20 protein-coding genes are annotated in these 19850 nt (G+C 45.5%); 10 read left to right on the top strand and 10 right to left on the bottom strand.

The window, feature by feature from the left end; genetic code table 11:
• Window positions 1–42: 42 nt before the first annotated feature.
• The 3 genes from DOE51_RS12210 to DOE51_RS12200 all read right to left on the bottom strand — a co-directional run bounded on the left by DOE51_RS12210 (window position 43) and on the right by DOE51_RS12200 (window position 2267).
• Window positions 43–690: an iron-containing redox enzyme family protein gene (locus tag DOE51_RS12210; protein ID WP_142696843.1), complete on the bottom strand. Its 648-nt coding sequence runs from the start codon at window positions 688–690 to the stop codon at window positions 43–45.
• A gap of 50 nt (window positions 691–740) precedes the next feature.
• Window positions 741–1421, bottom strand: a complete 681-nt coding sequence (locus DOE51_RS12205) for a hypothetical protein (protein ID WP_142696842.1) — start codon at window positions 1419–1421, stop codon at window positions 741–743.
• Between the two features lie 123 nt (window positions 1422–1544).
• Window positions 1545–2267, bottom strand: a complete 723-nt coding sequence (locus DOE51_RS12200; protein WP_142696841.1) for a lytic transglycosylase domain-containing protein — start codon at window positions 2265–2267, stop codon at window positions 1545–1547.
• Between the two features lie 778 nt (window positions 2268–3045).
• Here DOE51_RS12200 and DOE51_RS12195 point away from each other — a divergent pair.
• Both DOE51_RS12195 and DOE51_RS12190 read left to right on the top strand, forming a co-directional pair.
• On the top strand, window positions 3046–4047 hold the full coding sequence (locus DOE51_RS12195) for an NADP-dependent oxidoreductase (protein ID WP_142698281.1): 1002 nt from the start codon (window positions 3046–3048) through the stop codon (window positions 4045–4047).
• Between the two features lie 15 nt (window positions 4048–4062).
• Complete coding sequence (locus tag DOE51_RS12190; protein WP_142696840.1) at window positions 4063–4455, top strand: PaaI family thioesterase; 393 nt, start codon at window positions 4063–4065, stop codon at window positions 4453–4455.
• A 103-nt stretch (window positions 4456–4558) separates the two neighbouring features.
• Here the strand turns inward: DOE51_RS12190 and rodA are convergent, their stop codons facing one another.
• Genes rodA through mreC form a run of 4 tightly spaced genes read right to left on the bottom strand, consistent with a single transcriptional unit; the run spans window position 4559 to window position 9211 of the window.
• Complete coding sequence (gene rodA / locus DOE51_RS12185) at window positions 4559–5683, bottom strand: rod shape-determining protein RodA (protein ID WP_142696839.1); 1125 nt, start codon at window positions 5681–5683, stop codon at window positions 4559–4561.
• The gene (gene mrdA, locus DOE51_RS12180) at window positions 5683–7677 is read right to left on the bottom strand and encodes a penicillin-binding protein 2 (RefSeq protein ID WP_142696838.1); all 1995 of its coding nucleotides are present in this window, start codon (window positions 7675–7677) and stop codon (window positions 5683–5685) included. Before mrdA ends, rodA begins: the two co-directional genes overlap by 1 nt.
• Window positions 7674–8210, bottom strand: coding sequence for a hypothetical protein (locus DOE51_RS12175; protein ID WP_142696837.1), 537 nt, complete (start codon window positions 8208–8210; stop codon window positions 7674–7676). Before DOE51_RS12175 ends, mrdA begins: the two co-directional genes overlap by 4 nt.
• Window positions 8207–9211, bottom strand: a complete 1005-nt coding sequence (gene mreC / locus DOE51_RS12170) for a rod shape-determining protein MreC (RefSeq protein ID WP_246845065.1) — start codon at window positions 9209–9211, stop codon at window positions 8207–8209. The genes DOE51_RS12175 and mreC overlap by 4 nt, the downstream gene beginning before the upstream one ends.
• Window positions 9212–9408: 197 nt before the next feature.
• Here mreC and DOE51_RS12165 point away from each other — a divergent pair, with 197 nt between their 5' ends.
• Both DOE51_RS12165 and DOE51_RS12160 read left to right on the top strand, forming a co-directional pair.
• Window positions 9409–10440 (top strand): SurA N-terminal domain-containing protein, encoded by a 1032-nt coding sequence (locus DOE51_RS12165; RefSeq protein ID WP_246845064.1) that lies wholly within the window; start codon window positions 9409–9411, stop codon window positions 10438–10440.
• Window position 10441: 1 nt separating this feature from the next.
• A complete protein-coding gene (locus DOE51_RS12160; protein WP_142696835.1) occupies window positions 10442–11059 on the top strand; it encodes a hypothetical protein in 618 nt (205 codons plus the stop codon).
• Window positions 11060–11067: 8 nt separating this feature from the next.
• Here DOE51_RS12160 and DOE51_RS12155 read toward each other — a convergent pair whose 3' ends face one another.
• On the bottom strand, window positions 11068–11628 hold the full coding sequence (locus DOE51_RS12155) for a hypothetical protein (RefSeq protein WP_142696834.1): 561 nt from the start codon (window positions 11626–11628) through the stop codon (window positions 11068–11070).
• 148 nt (window positions 11629–11776) lie between these two features.
• Between DOE51_RS12155 and DOE51_RS12150 the strand changes: the two genes are divergently transcribed.
• The 3 genes from DOE51_RS12150 to DOE51_RS12140 all read left to right on the top strand — a co-directional run bounded on the left by DOE51_RS12150 (window position 11777) and on the right by DOE51_RS12140 (window position 15565).
• Window positions 11777–12589: a TIGR02147 family protein gene (locus tag DOE51_RS12150; protein ID WP_142696833.1), complete on the top strand. Its 813-nt coding sequence runs from the start codon at window positions 11777–11779 to the stop codon at window positions 12587–12589.
• Window positions 12590–12706: 117 nt separating this feature from the next.
• Complete coding sequence (locus DOE51_RS12145) at window positions 12707–14338, top strand: hypothetical protein (protein WP_142696832.1); 1632 nt, start codon at window positions 12707–12709, stop codon at window positions 14336–14338.
• Window positions 14339–14479: 141 nt separating this feature from the next.
• Window positions 14480–15565 carry an endonuclease/exonuclease/phosphatase family protein gene (locus DOE51_RS12140; RefSeq protein ID WP_246845063.1) on the top strand — a complete coding sequence of 362 codons (1086 nt, stop codon included), beginning with the start codon at window positions 14480–14482 and terminating at the stop codon, window positions 15563–15565.
• A gap of 131 nt (window positions 15566–15696) precedes the next feature.
• Here DOE51_RS12140 and DOE51_RS12135 read toward each other — a convergent pair whose 3' ends face one another.
• Together DOE51_RS12135 and DOE51_RS12130 are read right to left on the bottom strand one after the other, a co-directional pair.
• The gene (locus DOE51_RS12135; RefSeq protein WP_142696831.1) at window positions 15697–16101 is read right to left on the bottom strand and encodes a cytidine deaminase; all 405 of its coding nucleotides are present in this window, start codon (window positions 16099–16101) and stop codon (window positions 15697–15699) included.
• Window positions 16102–16121: 20 nt separating this feature from the next.
• Entirely contained in the window at window positions 16122–16688 is a 567-nt protein-coding gene (locus DOE51_RS12130; protein WP_142696830.1) for a nucleoside triphosphate pyrophosphatase, read from the bottom strand.
• A 62-nt stretch (window positions 16689–16750) separates the two neighbouring features.
• On the opposite strand from DOE51_RS12130, the gene folE2 reads away from it, so the two are divergent.
• The 3 genes from folE2 to DOE51_RS12115 all read left to right on the top strand — a co-directional run bounded on the left by folE2 (window position 16751) and on the right by DOE51_RS12115 (window position 19662).
• The gene (gene folE2, locus DOE51_RS12125; RefSeq protein ID WP_142696829.1) at window positions 16751–17662 is read left to right on the top strand and encodes a GTP cyclohydrolase FolE2; all 912 of its coding nucleotides are present in this window, start codon (window positions 16751–16753) and stop codon (window positions 17660–17662) included.
• 75 nt (window positions 17663–17737) lie between these two features.
• Window positions 17738–18235: a Fur family transcriptional regulator gene (locus tag DOE51_RS12120; RefSeq protein ID WP_142696828.1), complete on the top strand. Its 498-nt coding sequence runs from the start codon at window positions 17738–17740 to the stop codon at window positions 18233–18235.
• A 71-nt stretch (window positions 18236–18306) separates the two neighbouring features.
• Window positions 18307–19662, top strand: a complete 1356-nt coding sequence (locus DOE51_RS12115) for a hypothetical protein (protein WP_142696827.1) — start codon at window positions 18307–18309, stop codon at window positions 19660–19662.
• The last annotated feature ends 188 nt before the right edge of the window (window positions 19663–19850 follow it).

Raw genomic sequence — 19850 nt, 5'->3', positions numbered from 1 at the left:
GCAGCCCCAACCGGCTGCCTTTAGTTTTTTTAGAGTCTACGATTAGCCCGCAGCTCTTAATTTTTTAGATGTTGCTCTTTCGCGACAGTATTCGACCATTTTCGTGTAGTTGTCGCAGCTTTGGATCAGGTTATCCAGAATGATTTTTTCTTCAGGGCCTTCGATGCTTGTGACCATTTTCATCGCTTCTTCCACGTGGCCTTCGTCTTCTTCAACGTGTACACGGATGAAGTGGCTGCATTTCGGGCCGAAAGCTTTTGTGGTCTTTGCTTCGATATGCGGACCAGCGTCTTTCGCAAGAATCTCTAAGCACAGAATATAACCAAAGAACGCCAAAGAGTTTTTGTATTCAATCCAATAATATTGCGGTTGATACAAGGACTGCGTGGCTGGTGCTTCTGGAAAATCTTTTTCTTGAAAGCCTAGATTTTTTAAATCCATAAAGGCTAATTTTTCGTGACCTTTTTCTTCGGTCGCATGGGGAATGAAGCGATTGTGAAATGCTTGTTGTTCTTGTGTGCAGCGTGCGGCTGCGAGTGCTAGTAGACGAGTTGAATGTCTGACAAAGTGACCGGTTTGTGCAACCCATTCGGCATAAAAGTTTTTATCTTCCCAGGGTGATTCGCGCAGGGCTTTTTTTGGTTTTTCTAAAGCTGCAAGAATAGCATCGGTCGTTAAGATTTTTCCCATAAAACGTCCTTTCAGAAGAATTCAAAAATATTTAAATTTTAAAAAACAGATTAAGCGATCTTTTTAACTGGCTGTGCTTCTGGTTTTGGCATTAAGAAATCCTCGTGCTTACTCCAGATTGAATCGACCAGCCGCTGTAGCTCGGGACTATAGAGTTTGCGATCGCTCAGCTTCGGCCAATAAATCACAGCGCATTCGTAATTCATTTTTTTGACGGGTGGTTGAATCGTCAGGGCCCCCATGCGTGAAGTTGTTTCGTCCATCTTGATGTCGATACGGGGGGTTCCGATAATACCGTCTTCCGGGGATTCATCTAAGAACTTCAGTGCGCAGCCAATCAAAACATCGACCCATCTTATATTGGCCATGCTTCGCTTGCGCCACTCGGGCACGATGTTCGTGTACTCAAGTGAGTAAATGGATTTGTGGCCGGCGGCTTTAAGCTTGTCTCGAGTTTCTTGGTAGATATCATCCATATAATGGTGATCTAAGCAGCAGTCTAATTCGAGATTGAACAGACTGTAGTAGTGCGAACCGATGATGGAATCTCCCTGCAGCAGAACTCCGATCATGTCATACCTAAAAAAGTCATCAAGTTCTAGGTGAGCATCTGCGCTTCCTAGAACTTGATTGAAGGTCTTTTTCCATGATTCGTAAGTTTGATTTAAGAGTCGTCGCGATTGTTCGTTCGTATGATGCGGGCTCAACAAAACGTAGCGTACGTTAAACATGAACATCCCCTTTGTAGCTTCTGTCTAGCAATCCTACCGGAGATTTTGCTAAACAAAAGCTTTCTAAGTTTAGGGCGTTCATTCTGGTGCGTGAATATTACACTTGGGACCTCAAGCATAAATTTAGTTTGCCGCAACAGTTGTGATACTTGGGCGTACTGCTAACTTCGCATACAACTCTTTATAGTTTCTCATCACGCGAGAGTTGTATTCGTTTGGATTCACGTTTTTCGAGATCAAGCGGAACATGTTCCCAGGACCCATGTTGTAAGCAGAAACGTATCGAACTGGTTTGCTGTTGAATTTACTTCTTAGGTAATTCATATAAGCCAAACCGATTTTGATATTCGATTCTGGATTTTGTAGAGTCTGTTTACCATTCCAAGTGATTTTGAATTTCTTCGCAATCCACTCAGCCGTATCAGGCTTTACTTGCATCAAACCAATTTCACCGTAACGACCTACAGTTAATGGATTGAATTTACTTTCTGTTTTAATCACAGCTAATACGAATACTGGATCTAAATGATATTTAGCGCTCTCTGCAATCACAGTGCGTGTAATAGCTTTTGCGTGACCTTTGAATTGTGCAGGCAATTGCGTTTGCACTTTATTGTAGATCATATAATTCAATGATTTACGGCCTTCGATTTTTTGTGCGTCACTACCAATGTAGTTGCGGCCCAAAAGTTCTTTAGCGTGTGATACGCGAGAAGCTTCGCTGACGCCTTCCATTGAAGGTGCAGCTGGCTTATTCCAGCTAAAGAAATCAAAGTTATTAAATAGAACCAACGTGAGTGTTGCGGTCATTACTGCGAGTGTAGAATTGAGATGTTTCGTTTTCATATCCGCGTCCTCCTGATACAAACCTATAGTTCAAGGGTCATGCCGAGATGCTAAGCTGTTGAAATGAATCAGATCCCACGTTGGGGCGGATGCCAGAAGCCACTCTTTCAAGTTGGCAAGAGGGGGTGTCAACCAAAGTGTCGACAATGACTGAAAGATAGTTATTCACTTCGGAACGAATTCTCACTTTGCTACGTTCTTCTTGAGACGCGCCTATTTCCGAACTTCCGTATGCATGAATTGCGAGTTGTTGTTTGTTCGTGGTTCTAGCGGGGATTCGCAGAGTGGGACGCTTCCTGCGCCTCTCGCTGCGAGCGGCACGCCGTCCAGGCTCAATCGTCGCGGAAGCTGCGCTTCCGTTCGCGCCACTGCTGAAAGGCCAATGCCTTTCGGCCTTGGCTGTGGCGCCGACGAAGGCCGCTCTTCGGAGAGGCGCATCCAGCATCCCACTCTGCGAATTGTGCTAGATCCGAAAATCATCTCTTCGAATTCATTCATGCGAGTTGGATAAGTTCTTAAGGAACATAGCAACCGAGATTCGGTTCAAAGGCATAAAAAGGGTGTCTGTCGTTTTTTTGGGTGCCTGCTTCTTTTTTACTGCGTGGGTGCGTTGGCAAATGGTGCCTGCCGTTTTTTCCGCAAAAGTGCCTGGCACTTTCTCGGAAAAGGTGCCAGGCACTTTTTGGTATTACGGGGGTGCAAGTATTGTATTTGGGTTTTGGTGTTCGTGGTTCTTGTCATTGTTCTTGGATGGGTGCAGAGTTTTGTTATGGCGAAGATGAAGGCTGCTGTAATTTCTAAGTATGGGCGTGATCAGAAACTTTCTTTGGTGGATATTGACGTTCCTGTTTGTGGGGCGTGTGATGCGTTGGTTGAGATTCATGCGGCTAGTTTGAATCCGATTGATTTCAAAATTCGTGATGGAAAAATTAGATTTATCCGCTCTTATTCTTTTCCTTGGATTATGGGGCATGATCTTGCTGGGGTGGTTACTGCCGTTGGTAGTAAGGTCACGCGATTTAAAGTCGGTGACAAAGTTTTTTCTCGTCCTCGCAATGGGCGTACGGGGAGTTTGGCGCAGTTTATTGCCGTGAATGAAAACGAACTGGCGCTGATGCCTAAGAATTTATCTTTTGAAGAGGCTGCAAGTATTCCGCTTGTAGGTCTGACAAGTTGGCAGGCGTTGTTTGATACTGCTCACATGAAAAGCGGCGATCACGTTTTCATTCAGGCAGGATCCGGTGGAGTGGGTTCATTTGCGGTTCAGCTTGCGAAACAATTCGGCGCATATGTTATTACGACGACAAGTTCTCGGAACGTAGAGTTTGTGCGCGGCCTTGGTGCGGATGAAGTCATTGATTATACCTCGAAGAAATTTGAAGACGTTTTACAGAATGTCGATATTGTTTTTGATACGTTAGGCGGAGAAGCTCTGTATAAGTCTTTTCAAGTTTTGCGTCCTGGTGGATGGGTGGTTTCGATTTCAGGGGATCCTGATCAGCGCCTTGCCCAAGATATGGGTTTGAATTTCTTTAAGCGTGAAGTGTTGCGCTTGGTGGGACGTAAGGCGAATAAGCTTGCGGCGAAAGCTCGGGCTCACTATCGATTTATTTTTATGCATTCTTCTGGCAGTCAGTTAGCGCAAATTGCTCAGTTGATTGAGGCCGGTAAGATTAAACCGATCATTGATAAAGTATTTTCGTTCGAAGAATCACAACTGGCGGTTGAGTATTTAGAGCAAGGGCGAAGTCGCGGAAAAGTTGTGATCAAAATTCGTTAAGCGTGGAGGTATTGTATGTCTGTGGCTCAGCCTGTGAATCCGTTTTTGGCGCAGATGGGAATTAAGCTTTTGAAGTGGGAAGAAGGGTATGCTGAATTTGAGATGCCCATTCAAACGTGGCACATGAATCGTCAAGGGGCCCTTCAAGGCGGCGTTGTTTCAACGCTTGTCGATGCGGCTTGTGGATATGCCGGTTTTTATGCGCCTCCCGGTCAGCCTGAAGTGCACGGTGTGACGATCACTTTGAATGTCAATTTTGTGTCGTCGACGAATTCTGGTGTTTTGAAAGCAGTTGCAAAAAAGATTGGCGGAGGACGTAAGATCTTTTTCTCTGAAGCGCAGGTTTTCACCGAGACGGGCGTTTTGATCGCATCCGGCCAAGGATCTTTTAAATATCGTACTAAATAAATTCTTTCGCAGAATCTTAAGTTCATTCATCTGCGATTGGGAACTTGAAACAAAAAAGGCTTCGATTTCTCGAAGCCTTTTTTGTTTTTGATGATTTTAAATTTTAGAACAGGTATCTGCGGTAAGCGACAGAGCTGACTAAACCAAGACCGGCCATCGTGGTTAACATGCTCGAACCACCGTAAGACAGTAGCGGCAGGGGAACACCCACGATCGGTAGCAAACCGATAACCATGCCCATGTTCACGAACATATGCCAGAACACGTAACACAGAACTCCGACGGTCAGTAAGGCGCCGAACTTGTCGCGCGCGTTCGTTGCAATTCTGATTCCCGTTAAGAACAAGAAACAGAATAAACCCATCACCGCCACACTGCCGACGAAGCCATGTTCTTCAGACAATACGGAATAAATAAAGTCCGTGTGACGCTCGGGAAGGAATTCAAGTTGGGATTGCGTACCCTTCATGAAGCCTTTACCGAAGAAGCGACCAGAACCCACTGCGATTTTAGATTGAATCGAGTTGTAACCAGTTCCGCGCGGGTCGTTCGTTGGCGATAGGAACGTCAAGACACGGTTTTTTTGGTAGTCATGAAGTACAAACTTCCAAGCCACAGGCAAGGCGATGATTCCCGCAACAACGGCTGTTGCTAAGATCCATTTTTTAACCTTCGCAAACAACAACATCGAGCCACCGATGGCTGCCAACATCATCGCTGTACCCAAGTCAGGTTGTTCAACGACGAATACGAATGGAATACCAAGAACCAACAACGGACCAAACATTTCTTTAAAGCCCATGCCGTTGCCGTGAGTATTTTTATTCGCCAGGATCTTTGCCATCATCATGATCAATGCAAGCTTCATCGTTTCAGACGGTTGGTAACGGAAGAAACCAAGGTCGATCCAACGTTGCGCACCCAAAGCGACACGACCAAAGAAAGTCGTATAAACGATGGCACCCAAATTCAGCACATAGATCACAATCGCGATACGATTGACGATATTATAGTCTAACAACGTCGTGACCAAGAAGACCGTCCAACCTACGAACAACCACATGATTTGTGAAATGAACAAACCAGAAACTTCCGCAGAAGTAGGGCCGTGAGTCGCACTGTACAAATTGATCAAACCAATGACGTTCAATGCCAGGATCACAACGATCAAATTGATATCTAACTTTTTGAAGAGCGTTCTTTCTTCAACATGAAGTGAATTAAACATTACTCGCCCTCACTTGTAGCAGCTGCTTCTGCTTTTTTCTTAACACCTTTGTTTTTCAAAGCATTCGCAATGATGTCAGGGTGATATTTTTCGAAATACTTTTGATAGATCTCGCGGGCGATTGGAACCGCGCCCGTGTTACCGTGGCAGGCATGTTCCGCCAAGATCGCGATCACGATCTCTGGATTGTCTGCCGGCGCATAAGATACGAACCAACCATGATGTCGCATATGCATTGGACGAGACGTACAGCTTGAATAGATCTGATCCGCAGAGAAGCCCATGACCTGAGCCGTACCTGTTTTACCAGCGAACTCAACGCCAGGAACTTTCCAGTAACGAGCTGTACCCTTAGGACCGTTCGCAACCAGGCGCATACCTTCTTTAACAACTTTAAACGTTTCCGGAGTGATTTTCACGCCGTTTGGTTGCGCTTGTTGAAGATCGCGCACAACTTGTGGGAAATTCTCGCGCAAAACTTTTCCGTCTTGGTCTAAGATTTTACGAACAACGAAAGGCTTAACAACTTTGCCCTCTGTCGCGATCGCATTGTAAGCAACCGCCATAGAGATCGGAGTCACCGTCACGAAGCCCTGACCGATGGCAGTACTTAAGTTTTCACCGGCTTGCCATTCTTCACCTACAGTGGCTTTTTTCCACGCAGAGTTCGGCATGATACCGGAAACTTCACGCGACAACTCGATACCTGTTTTTTGACCGATACCTAGGTTGTGGATGTAGTCGTACATTTTATCTACGCCCAACGCGATACCCATTTTATAGAAGAACACGTTCGATGATTCTTCGATTGCTTGGTAAACCGTGATGTTACCGTGACCTTGTTTCAAAGAGTCATGGTATGGACGACGACCGAAGAAGAACACACCCGGTGCACTGACGATTGTTGTCGGCGTAATAACTTTTTCACCCAAAGCGGCAACTGCCACCAATGGTTTGAAAGTCGAACCAGGGGCATTGTGATCTTGGATAACTTTATTACGAAGAGGTTTAAACGGATCGTTGATCAGCTTTGACCACGTTTGTGGAGTAATCCCTGTCGAGAATTCATTCGGGTCGAATGATGGAGTGGAAACCCACGCCAAAACTTCGCCGTTTGTTTTCATCGCAAAGATCGCACCGATGTGACCACGAGCATCCACGCCAGATTTCAAGAACGACTCAAACGCCTGTTCTTGAAGATCACGGTCAATCGTCAAAACGGCATTGTTACCGTGAACCGCGATTTGATCTTTGATTTGTTCGCCGTAGATATTCGGAGTTTGCGTCACAGCCTCGCGACCATGGGCATCGACTTGAATAAAGCTGATACCGTCAGTACCACGAATGTCGCGTTCCAAAGTTTCCTCTAAGCCTGACTTACCGATGATATCACCTTGGTCAAACTTCAAGTTACCTTTATAAAGCTCATTCAGAACAGGGATCTGACGTTTCGAGATCTCAGACACGTAACCAAAAAGTTGCGCGCCATTTTCACGAAGCGGGTAGTAGCGCACGATAGATTCACGGATTTCAAGTCCCGGAGTATCCAAGCGCATGCGTTTCAAACGAAAGACTTCTTCGCGGCTTAAGTTTTCTTTCAAACGAATTTGTGCAAAAGGACCGTTTTGTTTGCGGCTCTTTTGAACTTTTTGAATCAACTTATCTGGCTCCATACCCAAAACCGGAGCGACGTCTTTAGCAAGCTCGTTCAAGTCTTCGATATATTGCGGGGACAAGATCGCTTCAAAGCCTGGTAGATTTTCTACCAATACTTTGCCGTCACGATCCAACATCAAACCACGAGGCGCCGCGATTTTATTTTGTTTGATACGATTTTTTTCAGAGAACTCGCGAAGCTCATTACCCGAGATGATTTGTAGATACCACAAACGCATCGTGAAGATTGTGAAAGTCGCAGCGATAACAATGTAAAACAGGCGGTATCGATTCTGATACTCTTTTGCCTCGTCCGGATTACTAACGTAAGTACTCATAGCTCCAATCCTCCGGGCTCATGCACGAGTTCGTCTTGTGTGACTTTATCGAGTTTGGCGAGGATCCAGTACATAGGAAACGCAAATGAAGGAGTTAGAATAATTTGTACCAAGCGATCGACAATCTCGAAGCTCGCGGGGTTTTTCTCTAACACCAATGAAGTGAAGAAGAAAATCAGGTGATAGGCCACGGCAGAGAATCCGCACATGATTGTATAATAACCTGAGCCTGACCAAAAGACGCGACTCTTGATCAAATAGACCAACGTAAAGAGAATCAGCAAAGTAATCCACATCATCTTCAGTGGCATCGCAGTAAATGTGAGCAAAATGAAGCCCATTGCATAAACCGTGAAGATCGCTGGGAAGGGTTTACGATAAAGAGTCACATAGACGATAAGGTTCAACCACAACAAAGGTGCAGGCACATTGCCGAAGAGCTGAAACCAGAACGTCGTCTGGAATCCTGCAACTGCTAACAAAGCAGCAAGCAGAATTAAAAAGTTTAACAAGAAGTTCCAGCGCAATTTCACTGTCTTTTCTCCTCAGGCTTGGCAGTCGTCGCCGTTGTTGGCTTAGGAGTCGCCGGTTTTGCAGATGGCGCTGCTGGCGCTACAGGAGCGGTCGCCGTTGTTGCAGCAGGGGAAGCAGCAGGTGTCGCTGCGGCCGAAGGAGTTGCGCCTGTGCCGGGAACTGCTGTTGCATCAGCCGCAGTTGTGCCTGGAAGTGCATACTTATCGCCGAAATCTTCTTTGGCTGCATCAACCACAACGAACACTTCTTCAACTTTATAAGGATCAACTACCGGGCGCAAATCGACTTTCAAAGAAACGCTGAAGGTTTTTCTTTCAACGCTTTCAACGATCGCAACCGGGAAACCTTTAGGGAAGATGTTATCAAGGCCGCCAGTGACAACCAGGTCACCTTGTTTCACGTCTTCTGTTCTTTCCACGTATTTCAAGGCGCAACCGTTTTGGCTTTTGCCTTCAACGATACCGTGAGCACGAGTTCTTTGAACGATACCGTCAACAACCGCATAACGATCTGTAATCAACATCACGTGAGCCGTGAACGGTTCTGGTTTAAAGATGTAACCAAGTACACCACCTGTTGTCACAACAGCTTGGCCGGCTTTGATGCCATCCTGTGTTCCTTTATTAATTGTGATCGTGTTGTGATCGATAACCAGATCGCGACCGATAACTTGCGCTGAAGTTAAAGACATCTTAGTTTGTTGTTTGAAAGAAAGAAGCTCGCGCAAGCGATCATTTTCCAAAGACAACTCATTCATCTTTTCTAAACGCGCTTGAAGTTCGTTATTTGCGCTGTGCAATTCTTCGCTTTGCTTTTTGATGTTGATCAAATCCACGTACATGGCTGTCGTGCCTTTGACACCGTGGCTGAAGCTATAAAATGTTTCGGACACAGCGGAGCCGAGAAGACTGAATGGTTTTACCAACCAGTGCGACTCTTGCGGTCTTTGCTGCATATTGATGGAAAGGAGTGGCAAAGCCAGCACGATTCCAATAAGCACGAGTTTCTTGAGATCAAAGTTGAAAAAGTTCAAATGTCACCTACCTAAGCTGTCAGCTACATCCCAACGCTATTCAAAAGAGTTAAGGAATTCAACAATTTCCACTTGAAAAAATATAAAAATAGTTGGCTAATGTTCTGGCTAATTGACATCGCAACTTTCCGCGCGAGGCGGGGAGTTCAAGGAAGGAACTATTTATGAGCGACACTATGGCAGATAAAATGAAGAGAAAACTCTCAGCGAAGAACGCGACAGCGATCGTTCTCTTCGGTGCTATCATTCTTGTTTTCGTATTTTTCGGTTTGCCAGGTCGTCTTGGCGCGGGTGTTGGTTCTGTCGCTCGCGTGAACAACTCTTTGATCTCTATCGCGGACTTCCAACAGGAAGAAAACCGTGTGCAACAGTACTATCAAAACCTGTTCGGCTCGCAAATGGACTTTAGCTCTCAGCGTCAACTACTTCGTCAGCAAGCCTTGGAAAACTTGGTGCGTAACGAATTGGTTTCTCAAGCTGCACAATCTGAAGGCATTTTGGCGACTGACGCAGAAGTTCGTGATTTCATCGTTAAAGACATCCCTTTCTTCCAACAAAACGGTCAATTCCAACGTGAATTCTACACTCGTTATTTGGAAGCGACGCACTCTTCAGCGGGTGATTTCGAAAACAAAGTTCGTAAAGACATTGCGAACGTTCGCATCCGTCACTTGTTTGAACTTGTAGGTCAACCATCTGCGATTGAAATGAAGAAGCTGCAAGAACTGCGCGGCACAAAAATCAACATCGCTTTCGTTAAGATCGATCAAGAAGCCGTATCAAAAGCTCTTTCTAAAGAAAAAGCTGAAGCTGCTATTAATGCGATCGATCAAGCTTTGGCAAAAGGTGACGAAGCAGCCGTAAACGCACAGCTTAAAGAAATCAAAGCTTCTTGGGAAGAAACTGGTTTGGTTGAGTTGGGTACTGAAAATTTCCCAAAAATTACTAGTGCTGTTGCAACTGACGCTGTGTTTGAGCTTTCTAAAACACAACCGTTGTTGAAACGTGTTGTTCGTGATGGCAACGTAAAATACGTTTTGAAATTGAAAGAAACTAAAATTGAAGAAGGCAAAGCGGCTGAGCCAATGCTAGTCGAAATGATGCAAAAGCGTCGCGCTGACGGCATGTTTGAAGCATGGATCAACCAATTCCGTGCGAAATCTCACATCACTATGAATACACAGGCATTGCAGTAAGATGTTGCAGTTCGTACGCGAAGTTCCAGTACGAATCCTGATGCAGAAAACCTCGTCTGAAAGACGGGGTTTTTTGTTTTATCTATCCGCTGGCTTTTCAAAAGAGATCAATCCGCTGTCAGGCATGACCGTCAATCTTGTGGAAGTTGATAAATGGCTTTCTGAACTTCGTTATGAGATGCAGGAATCCATTTTTGAATCGTCACTTGATGAGGTGATGGCATTTGCCCGTGATTTTTTGCAAGAACGGGCAGCCACAGAAAAAGCAGAACTCGTCAGTGTCGAGTTTCGCGAAGAGCGTTCGTGGTCGTTTGCTTGGAGTAATGAGCAAGCGGAAGATACGATGACCATCAAGTACCAACATTACTTGGAGGCATTCGCCCTTCAACCTGAAGACTTCGACCTTCTAAAAATTGAATTTTCTTGGTTGCGCGCGGCCCATTCAGAAATCGATTTCCAACACGAAGGTTTCAAAATTCTAAAAAATCTTGCGCCTAAAAATCCATCTCAATTGCGCGAGCAGTTGCAAGCCCATCGGGGAATGTTTCTTTCCGACGGCAGTTCTCTTGCTTCGGTGACTCTTCATTATCTTGGTGAAGATTTCGAGCTGACTCTTTAAAGTTATAATTAAAGCAAGTTCGTGGTTTCTTTCAAAACGGCGATCGCTTCTTTGAAGTACATCACGTGGGCTGAGCGAATGATTTGGATGATCGCTAAATTCTGGCGGCGATCACATTTTGCTGTCAGATAGTCGCGGGTATCCGTTTTCATCTGTGCTGTGCCTTCAGCGATGATTTCTTTTACAGATGATTCAGAGGGAGTTAACGGGCGCCACTCGCTACGACGTTTTAAAAGCTGCTCAATCGTCACGATATTGACGACGGCTTCTGCAAGTTGAAACTTCAATTGATCATCATGCTCATAGGTACTTGCCACGTGTTCATTAACGAACTTCATACAATCGTCAGTGTACATGACGCCACCAACAACGGTGACTCCGCCCAAGCCGTTGGAAGGAAACAGGGGCTTTTTCGGTAAAGCCCCGATGACGGGCTCATTGCCGATGCGAACGGGAAGTCTGTCGCGAGAGGGAAGTTCTGGTCTGCCCAAGTCAGCAAATCCAGCAAACGCTGTCGCAGAGATCATCATCAAGCTTAGAAACAGCAAAGACAGAATTTGTTTCATCATGGCAAGGCTCCTTAAGGAACAATTAGAGCAAGCAGTGTTCCCACTTTAAAACGTTTATAATGGCACTCGTGAGGGGTTTATTGTCAAAGGCTTGGACAAGTCAGTAAATTGCACTTTATTTTAGTATTACTTAAAGATAATCTTAAGTATGGCAAAAATTAAAAATCTGTTCGATTTCGACGACTATAAGAGCTATCTGCAACAACGCTGTGACCAGGAGAGGGGTTCAAAATCCGCTTTGGCCGCCGCGCTGGATTGTCAGTCGGCGTATATTTCGCAAGTTCTTAATGGGACTGCGCACCTGAGTCTTGAGCAGGGAGATAAAGCCAATCACTTCTTCAGTCATTCAGAAAAAGAAAGCCATTTCTTTTTACTACTTTTGCAAAAGGATCGCGCAGGAACAGCGAGCTTGGGTAAGTTTTTTCAGAAGCAAATTGCAGCCTTTAAAGAAGAGCAATTGAGTTATTTAAAGCGCAAAGAAATTAAAAACAGCTTAAGTGAAAAAGAACAAAGCATTTACTACTCTTCGTTTGAATACAACCTGATTCACATGGCAGTAACCATTCCTCACCTGCGCACGAAGGAAGCATTGAAAAAGGCATTTCGAATCTCTGATAAACGTTTGAATAAATGTCTGGAGTTCTTGCTTGAAGCACAACTGGTGAAGCAGCAAGGTTCGCACTATGTGCCAGGTGCGACCGAAAACTATCTCGAGCGGGGATCGCCCTTTGTAAAGCAATACCATTTAAATACCCGCGCTTTGGCGTTTGGTGCCTTGGATTCTGACAATGCTGAAGAGGCTCACTATTCCGCGATCTTCACCTTGGCAGCCAAAGACGTGGCCCGCTTGAAGAAGGTCATAAATCACTGCATGGAAGAGATGGTGACGATAACTAAAGATTCAGAAGAACAGCGGATTTACGGGTTTTCGTTAGACTTTTTTGATCTGGAAAAAGCTTAAGCAAAACTTAAAAAAACAGCTAATCTTTAATTAACTTAATCTATTTTAAAATTTCCGCAGGGCTTAGATTCTGTCGCATCGACAATGTCGTCGATAGAACTCTGCCAGGAGATTAAAATGAAAAAGTTAATGACGGGACTGTTAGTTGTCTCAAGTACCTTGATGGCCACGACCGCAAAAGCGGCTTTACAAACTTATACTCCAGATCTTCAGCTTGCTTTGGGGGCACCTTGGGACCCTCTGTATCCATCAGAAAACAAAATGATCTATGGATGTTTCACACATAATGCAAAAGCCTTTGTGCCATCGGGTCAGGATAATTTTACTGAAGACTATACTGAAGCTTTGAAAGAGGTCGATTCCCTTATCGCCATGGAAGCCGCAGCAAAAGCGAAAGCCCGTATCATGGGCATTGGCGCCAAAATAGATGCTTCGTTTTCACGCCGAAAAACGGAGCTTGAAAAAGCGCGCACGGTGCGCTGGGCGCTGGTCGGTTCAAGAACTTATAATATGGAAACCTCGGGCGAGATCCTGCTGACGGAAAAAGGGCAGCGCATCTTGGCGCAGGCGGTGGAACGCAAAGACTCTGAATACTTTGCGACCCAGTGTGGAAGAAATCTGGTGACCGGTATTACTAAAAAAGCGGAAGTGGCCGTGCTATTTGAATTTACAAGTTCAAGTTCACAGCAGGCCGAACAAATCCGTGCGCAGCTGAGTGCGCAAGCAAGTATCGGAAAATTAGGCGCGGAACATAGTGGAAGTTTTCTTTCTGATATCAAGAAAATCGATTCGGGAATGACTTACAAAGTGTCAGTTTATCAAAACTTTGCGCGTGATAAAGTCGAAGGTCCGATGGCGATTCTTTCCAGTGATCCGGGCAATCTTCTGGCGCTGCGAAGAGCGATGGCAGACACTTTGACAAAAATTGATTATGAAAATGCTCCGGTGTATTCGTTCAACGATCAAAGTGTTTTGAATACTTTGACTGCCGACATTCAGGAGGATCGCGCTCGTCTGATTCCAAATCTTCAGCAAAGCATCGCGGCCCATAAAGTGAATTTGGAAAAAGTGAGCATTCGCCTAGGGGCTTTGGATGAAATTCTAGGAAGTCTTGATAATGGCTATTTTAAACTTTCCAACGAAGCGGTTGCGGCTATTGAAGCAGAGTCTGATCGTCTGGTGAAAGTTCAAGATTCTATTGAAGATGCGATCACGACTTGTCAAAAGGCGACGCGCTTGAGCGGCTGTCCTCGTCCTGTGCCGCCACGTTTTGCCAATATTTTGTCGGCTATGAACTTATCATTTGCGACGTTCAATGGCTGGAGCGGAGCTTCGTCTGCTTATTACAATGCGGGCCCTGAGCGTTATGTGATCAGTACAACTTATTACCCAAGTGTGAGCTTTCGTTATGCAAGCTTCATTAACTCTGCCGAGCTTTATGAAAATGGTCAGTTGATTCGCTCTTTGTCAGCCGATGATGTAGATCGTTTGGCAAGTAACACGATCGCTTTAAATAGTTACATCTCGTTATCGCGTACAACCGAGCAATACTGCTGGAGGGGTGAGTGGGGTAATTGTAACGCCCGCGCCGCAGACCGCAGTTATCGCGTCAGCTGGTTCCGCTCGGGTGCAGCTGGTATCACAGACCGCAACTATGTTTTAAGAGTTTTTGATGTGGAAGGAAATTTCTACGATATCAACCTGCGCAATCCTGGCAGTGCGCCAGTTCTTGATCCCTCGACGAACTAATTCGCATCAAGCGCCCTTCAACCTCCAAAAGTTGAAGGGCGCGTCCTAGCGCGTCCCTGTCTAAGACATTGACAGCTCCTTTTCAATTGGATGAACTAGAGCCCGTTTCGTCTTTGCACGAGAATTGAAAAGGATGCTTCTATGCTTTCAATGAAGAAGTTCTTTGTAACCACAAGTTTGCTACTGACAAGCGTTTCCGCGTTGGCGGAGATGTATTGGCAGGCTGATCCCAATCCGCCGCACTTTTGTATGCAAAACTTTAACGCCTATGGGCCCATCTATGCTTCTCGCAAAGAAGAGCGTACGGATTTCATGGTGGCGGAACTGACAGGAAAACCTCGTTGCGATATCATTCACTTGCAGGAAGTTTGGAACGATTCGCAAATCAATCAAGTTGAAAATGGTTTAAAGAGTCTTTACACAATCAGTTCACCAAATCGTCAGGAAAAAATCGGTGTCATGTCGTTGATGATGGCCGATATGAAGAAAACTGAAACCCATGATTTCAATATTAATAGCGACGGCAATATTTTGGATCGCGGTCGCGAAATGTTTAACGTCAAAAAAGCTTTCCACGTTGTCCAAGCTTCAATGTATGGAATCGATGAAGATTTCTATTTCATGAACACACATCTTCACCCAACAAGCCAAGCTGTGCGTTTGACACAGATCGTGGATTTGTTGCAGTGGCGCTTGCAAAATACAGACTTAAAACTTTTATTATCTGGCGATTTCAATGGTGATGAACATTCATTGGAAAGATCTGTGATTATGTCACTGCTCGGTGTGCACGATTCGTTGCTTGAGACCGTGGGAGGCACATATCCAAAAGGTCTGTGTACATACTGCGCAGGAAATCCGTTGGGTTGGTTATTAAGCGATCACATTCTTGATTACATCTTTTTCTCGAATGTCGGTCGTGCGACCACTCACTTACGCGCTTATGATGGCGAAATTAATTTGCGCGGAACTCCTCGCAAGCCATTGTCAGATCACTTTGGATTGCGCGTGCAATTTTCTGTTGAACCGGCGCAAGTGCAGCCTGTGCGTTCAGTCATTGAAGATCGCAGAGTCGAAGCGTTATCTTTGCTAACTCAAATGGAAACGATCCTTGGTAAAGAAAAGAAAAAAGGTTTTGTTGAGTACGCGATGAAAGTACGTGCGTTGAAAAACCAATTGCAAAATCGCCAAGGTGACTTCAATCAATATTTTGAAAGTTATCTATAAAGCTTGCACTGAAAGTTTAAGAAGCTACGAAAAGAAGCTGGAAGCGATTCTGGCTTTTTTATTTTCAAGGCGTCGAAAAAAGAAAAGCCGGCAGAAACCGGCTTTTTCACTTTTAACTTGAGAAACGTAGATTAATCTAAATGACTCGGCGTAAACGCCTCTGGGAAAATATCTCCAAATTTGAAAGTTTTCATTTTGCCGGCCAGATTGGCTGTGTATATCACAGTGTCTTCCGAGCCAAATTCCGCGATCACTTGGCGGCAGAAACCGCACGGTGGCCAGGGTTTATCAGCGTCGCTAACAACCATCACTTCTTTGATTTCTTTTTTAGCGCCTTCGCTGACAGATTTCCAAATGGCGACACGTTCTGCGCACACAGTTCCGCCGTAAGAAGCATTTTCGACATTGCAGCCCGAAAAAATTTGACCGTCGCCTGTCAAAACAGCTGCACCAATCAAGGCGCCAGAATAGGGAGCGTGGGCTCTTTTTTGAGCGATACAAGCGGCATCAAAAAGTTTCTTTTGTAGGTCTGTCATGAAAGTCCTTATTCAAAAAATTAGGGAAGATGATTCTCTAATATTTTTCGTAGAGCAATCAAGGGTAAACCTTGGATGGCCGTAAAATCTTCGCTTTCGATCTTATCAAACAGGCTAATGCCGTGCTTTTCAATTTTATAACTGCCCGCACAGTCCGTGGCTTGATCCAGCTCCACATAGCGCTGGGCCTGCTCAATGGTCATTTTCTTCATATGCATACGAGTGATGTCAGTGTAGGGAATAGCCTGATCGCCATCAAACACGCAGATCGCGGTCACAAGCTCATGAATCTTGCCCTGCATCGCCATCAGCTGTTCTACGGCGCGTTCCGTCGTATGAGATTTGCCGATAATACGACCCTCAAAGGACACCAGCTGATCGCCGCCAATGACTACTTTACCTTCGCCTTTCAGGCTTTGAGCTTTCAGGAATGCGAGCTTTTCTGCCAACGCGCGGGGCGCAAGTGACGGGTCTTTGTGCTTTTCTTCATCAAATAAAGGGGCCATGGCTGTAAAAGGCACATTCAGGCGGTGCAATAACTCTTGGCGATATTTCGAAGTGCTAGCAAGGATCAGTTGTTTTCTCATGTAGCTGTTTATATTTCAAAAGGGGTGTAATGTCTCTGAAAATGCGGTAGAAGGGCCCCATCATGACGAACAAAAATCTTCCTGACGTAGCTAAAGAAACTCACACAGAAAAATTCGCACCCATCGACTGGGTTGGTATGGGCTCGATCGAGTTGCCAATCATGTTGAAACAAGCAGATGGCACGTACCGTATTCCTGCGCGTGTGGATGCGAAAGTCAGCTTGGATAAAAAGCCTTCTCGTGGCATTCACATGTCGCGTTTGTATTTGATCACTCAAGATGTTTTGACAAAAAATGAAATGACGTTGGGCCTTTTGGGCCAAGCGACAGATGAGTTTTTGAAAACCCACGAAGAACTTTCCACACAAGCATTGGTGCAAGTGAACTTCGAAGCACCACTTGTGCGTAAAGCTTTGAAGAGTGCGAATCAAGCATGGCGCTCGTATCCAGTGGTGCTTTCATCATTCAACGAAAACGGCACGAAAAAATACTACGTTGAAGTGGTTGTCACATACTCAAGCACATGCCCGGCTTCAGCGGCGTTGTCGCGTCAGTTGATTCAAGACAATTTCAAACAACAGTTCTCGCAAGAAAGCGTCGATTTCGACGTGATCCATTCGTGGTTGGGAACAACTCAAGGAATCGTGGCGACTCCGCATGCGCAACGTAGTTTCGCTCGCGTAAAAGCCGAAGTCGGTCCTGATTTCAATTACGGCGCGTTGATTGACTACGTTGAAGAAGCTTTGCAAACAGCCGTGCAAGGAGCCGTGAAGCGTGAAGATGAGCAGGAGTTCGCCCTTCGCAACGGGCAAAACTTGATGTTCTGTGAAGACGCCGCTCGCCGAGTGAAAGAGCTCTTGGATCAAAAGAAAGAGATCCTCGATTATGTGGCTGAATTCAGCCATGTGGAGAGTTTACACCCTCACAACGCTGTTTCTCACATCTCTAAGGGCTTAAAATTACGCAGTTTTTGAAATCTAATTGATAATCGTTATTAGAACGCGTGACAATGAGACCCGTTTTCACCTATAAAAGTGACCGAGGTGCCTATGGGTCGAGATTCAGTTCCAGTTCTACCACGTCAACATGATGATGATATCGTGATTCATCATGATTCTTTTGATGAGGGTGAACTTAAAAAAATCATTCGCGCCCTGAACCTCAAAGTCACTAGTCAGCGTATGGCCATTCTTAAAACTCTCCATGAGGGTCGTCGTCACGTTACGGCGCAAGAGCTGTATGAGAAATTAAACAAAGATCATCCAGATATTGGTTTTGCGACGGTGTACCGTTTTCTTCGCACGCTCACTGAAGGTCAATTCGTGACAGAAGTGCGTATGGGTGGGTTGCCGGCTCGTTATGAGCTGACTCCAAAAGGTCACCATGACCACTTAACATGTGTTCGTTGTGGTAAGATCTGTGAGTTTGAAAACCGCGCCATCGAAAGCTTGCAAGAGAAGGTCGCAAACCAATTTGGTTACCGCCTGACTCATCATATTCTTGAGCTTTACGGCGTATGCCCTGACTGCCAGGCCAAGGGCTTGTAGAGCAGACTTAACGTCTCAGTTTCTATCATTGTAACTAATGATTCCTCATAAAAGAGCCGATAGAGAAATCTATGCGGCTCTTTAAGTATCTAACGATATTCATTGTCCTTTTTAGCTTAGGCTTTGCCAAAGATGGCATCGTTGAGCTGGAAGGATATTTGAACGGCAGATCCTCCGCGAATTTTCTAAAAAGCACGAACAACGTGAAGTTCGTTTTGCCGCCGGGCACGCGCGGAAAAATCCAAGAAACAAAACAGTTTTCTTCTGGCAATTACGGCTTAAAAGTCGCGATCACTTCAGGTCCGCGCAAAGGCGAAGAGGCGTGGGTTTATTATCGCACCTCTGATCCTGACATGAAGGTTTATGAAAACGAACAAGCCGCCCAAAAAGATCAAGAAACTAAAGACGTAGCCAACGCGAAAGAGACAAAAACTATTCGCGAAACTCCGGCAGTGCGCGATCCCGCTTCTGAAAAACCAAAAGAAGAAAAAAAGCCTGAGCCGAAAAAGGTTGAGGAAAAGAAACCCGTCATCACAAAAAAAGCCTCTGATAAATTACCGAAAGATGATGCTGAAGAGTTAGTGCGCAAAGTTCAAGACGCTAATAAGACTTTGGCGAATCATGGTAAGCCGGGTGGCCCTTGTCCAGAGTGTGAATTAGCGAAAGTTCATTCGCGCGATGTCGGAATTAATGAGGACACCAATCCGCCGACATTCACTGCGAAATCGTCGCAGGATTCGGGGCGCATTATTCCGCCGACGCGCACGCAAAATCCATTTGGCATTCGTCCGACCCGTTGTGGATCGGGCCAAGGCGCCATCGATTACTGCACATATGAAGGCGACTCTCAGCCGGGCAATTTTAAATTCCGCAATCGTGGTCCCAACAATATCGTGTCGGCAGGGGATGCCAATCGCAGCCGTGAATGGGCGTTTTATCACGAAGGCAATGCTCGTCAGGATTTAGGTTTTGCGATCAGCGACATGCCTAACGGTACGATCAGCCAAACACAAGAAACATACATGATGGTCTTTCCACGGAAGACGATTCCCAATGTGCGTATCGAGGGCGACAAACAAATCGTGACGTTGCCAACGGGCGAAACCGTGACCTTTGATAAAAATAGCAAAAAAGTTATTGGCGGCGTTTTAAGTGAAGACGGCGCTATGACCAGTGGTGGAAAGTCTTTGCAGCCCGCCAAAGTTTCTTATCATGGCAATGGCGTGATGGTGCGCGTAGATACACGTGGCGACGAGCCCCGCCTTAAAGCGGCCAATGCTGTTATCACCAAGCAAGGCAAAACGTGCACCGTGCCAGCTAAAAAACTGTGGCCTGATCGCTCCGAACATTCTTCGGCGCACTTCAAATATTTCTCAGACTCCGACTTCGATGCTTTCCTAAAATCGACCTGCGGCTTCGGCCTCTAGGGAGCCTCTTTAAAAGGTCCAGCTGACTGCGTTGTTCGTCGTCGACGTACGAGAAGTATGCCTTCCTCCTCGCGCCTTTCATCTGGATTTTTTAAATAGGCTCCGTTTTTTGACAGTAGAATGGAGCGATGCTCATCTTGCGTTGCGGTGAAATGCAAAAAGGTGGGGTGAAGCTTGTGGAGCTTGTC

It is taken from the genome of Bdellovibrio sp. NC01 (genome assembly GCF_006874625.1).
Classification (GTDB): domain Bacteria; phylum Bdellovibrionota; class Bdellovibrionia; order Bdellovibrionales; family Bdellovibrionaceae; genus Bdellovibrio.
This window is presented reverse-complemented; position numbering and strand designations above follow the sequence as displayed.

Bases quoted from the DNA above. Each gene is read 5' to 3' on its own strand.
- DOE51_RS12210 (WP_142696843.1), bottom strand. From the start codon at position 690: ATGGGAAAAATCTTAACGACCGATGCTATTCTTGCAGCTTTAGAAAAA.
- DOE51_RS12205 (WP_142696842.1), bottom strand. From the start codon at position 1,421: ATGTTTAACGTACGCTACGTTTTGTTGAGCCCGCATCATACGAACGAA.
- DOE51_RS12200 (WP_142696841.1), bottom strand. From the start codon at position 2,267: ATGAAAACGAAACATCTCAATTCTACACTCGCAGTAATGACCGCAACA.
- DOE51_RS12195 (WP_142698281.1), top strand. From the start codon at position 3,046: ATGAAGGCTGCTGTAATTTCTAAGTATGGGCGTGATCAGAAACTTTCT.
- DOE51_RS12190 (WP_142696840.1), top strand. From the start codon at position 4,063: ATGTCTGTGGCTCAGCCTGTGAATCCGTTTTTGGCGCAGATGGGAATT.
- rodA (WP_142696839.1), bottom strand. From the start codon at position 5,683: ATGTTTAATTCACTTCATGTTGAAGAAAGAACGCTCTTCAAAAAGTTA.
- mrdA (WP_142696838.1), bottom strand. From the start codon at position 7,677: ATGAGTACTTACGTTAGTAATCCGGACGAGGCAAAAGAGTATCAGAAT.
- DOE51_RS12165 (WP_246845064.1), top strand. From the start codon at position 9,409: ATGAGCGACACTATGGCAGATAAAATGAAGAGAAAACTCTCAGCGAAG.
- DOE51_RS12160 (WP_142696835.1), top strand. From the start codon at position 10,442: ATGTTGCAGTTCGTACGCGAAGTTCCAGTACGAATCCTGATGCAGAAA.
- DOE51_RS12155 (WP_142696834.1), bottom strand. From the start codon at position 11,628: ATGATGAAACAAATTCTGTCTTTGCTGTTTCTAAGCTTGATGATGATC.
- DOE51_RS12150 (WP_142696833.1), top strand. From the start codon at position 11,777: ATGGCAAAAATTAAAAATCTGTTCGATTTCGACGACTATAAGAGCTAT.
- DOE51_RS12145 (WP_142696832.1), top strand. From the start codon at position 12,707: ATGAAAAAGTTAATGACGGGACTGTTAGTTGTCTCAAGTACCTTGATG.
- DOE51_RS12140 (WP_246845063.1), top strand. From the start codon at position 14,480: ATGCTTTCAATGAAGAAGTTCTTTGTAACCACAAGTTTGCTACTGACA.
- DOE51_RS12135 (WP_142696831.1), bottom strand. From the start codon at position 16,101: ATGACAGACCTACAAAAGAAACTTTTTGATGCCGCTTGTATCGCTCAA.
- DOE51_RS12130 (WP_142696830.1), bottom strand. From the start codon at position 16,688: ATGAGAAAACAACTGATCCTTGCTAGCACTTCGAAATATCGCCAAGAG.
- folE2 (WP_142696829.1), top strand. From the start codon at position 16,751: ATGACGAACAAAAATCTTCCTGACGTAGCTAAAGAAACTCACACAGAA.
- DOE51_RS12120 (WP_142696828.1), top strand. From the start codon at position 17,738: ATGGGTCGAGATTCAGTTCCAGTTCTACCACGTCAACATGATGATGAT.
- DOE51_RS12115 (WP_142696827.1), top strand. From the start codon at position 18,307: ATGCGGCTCTTTAAGTATCTAACGATATTCATTGTCCTTTTTAGCTTA.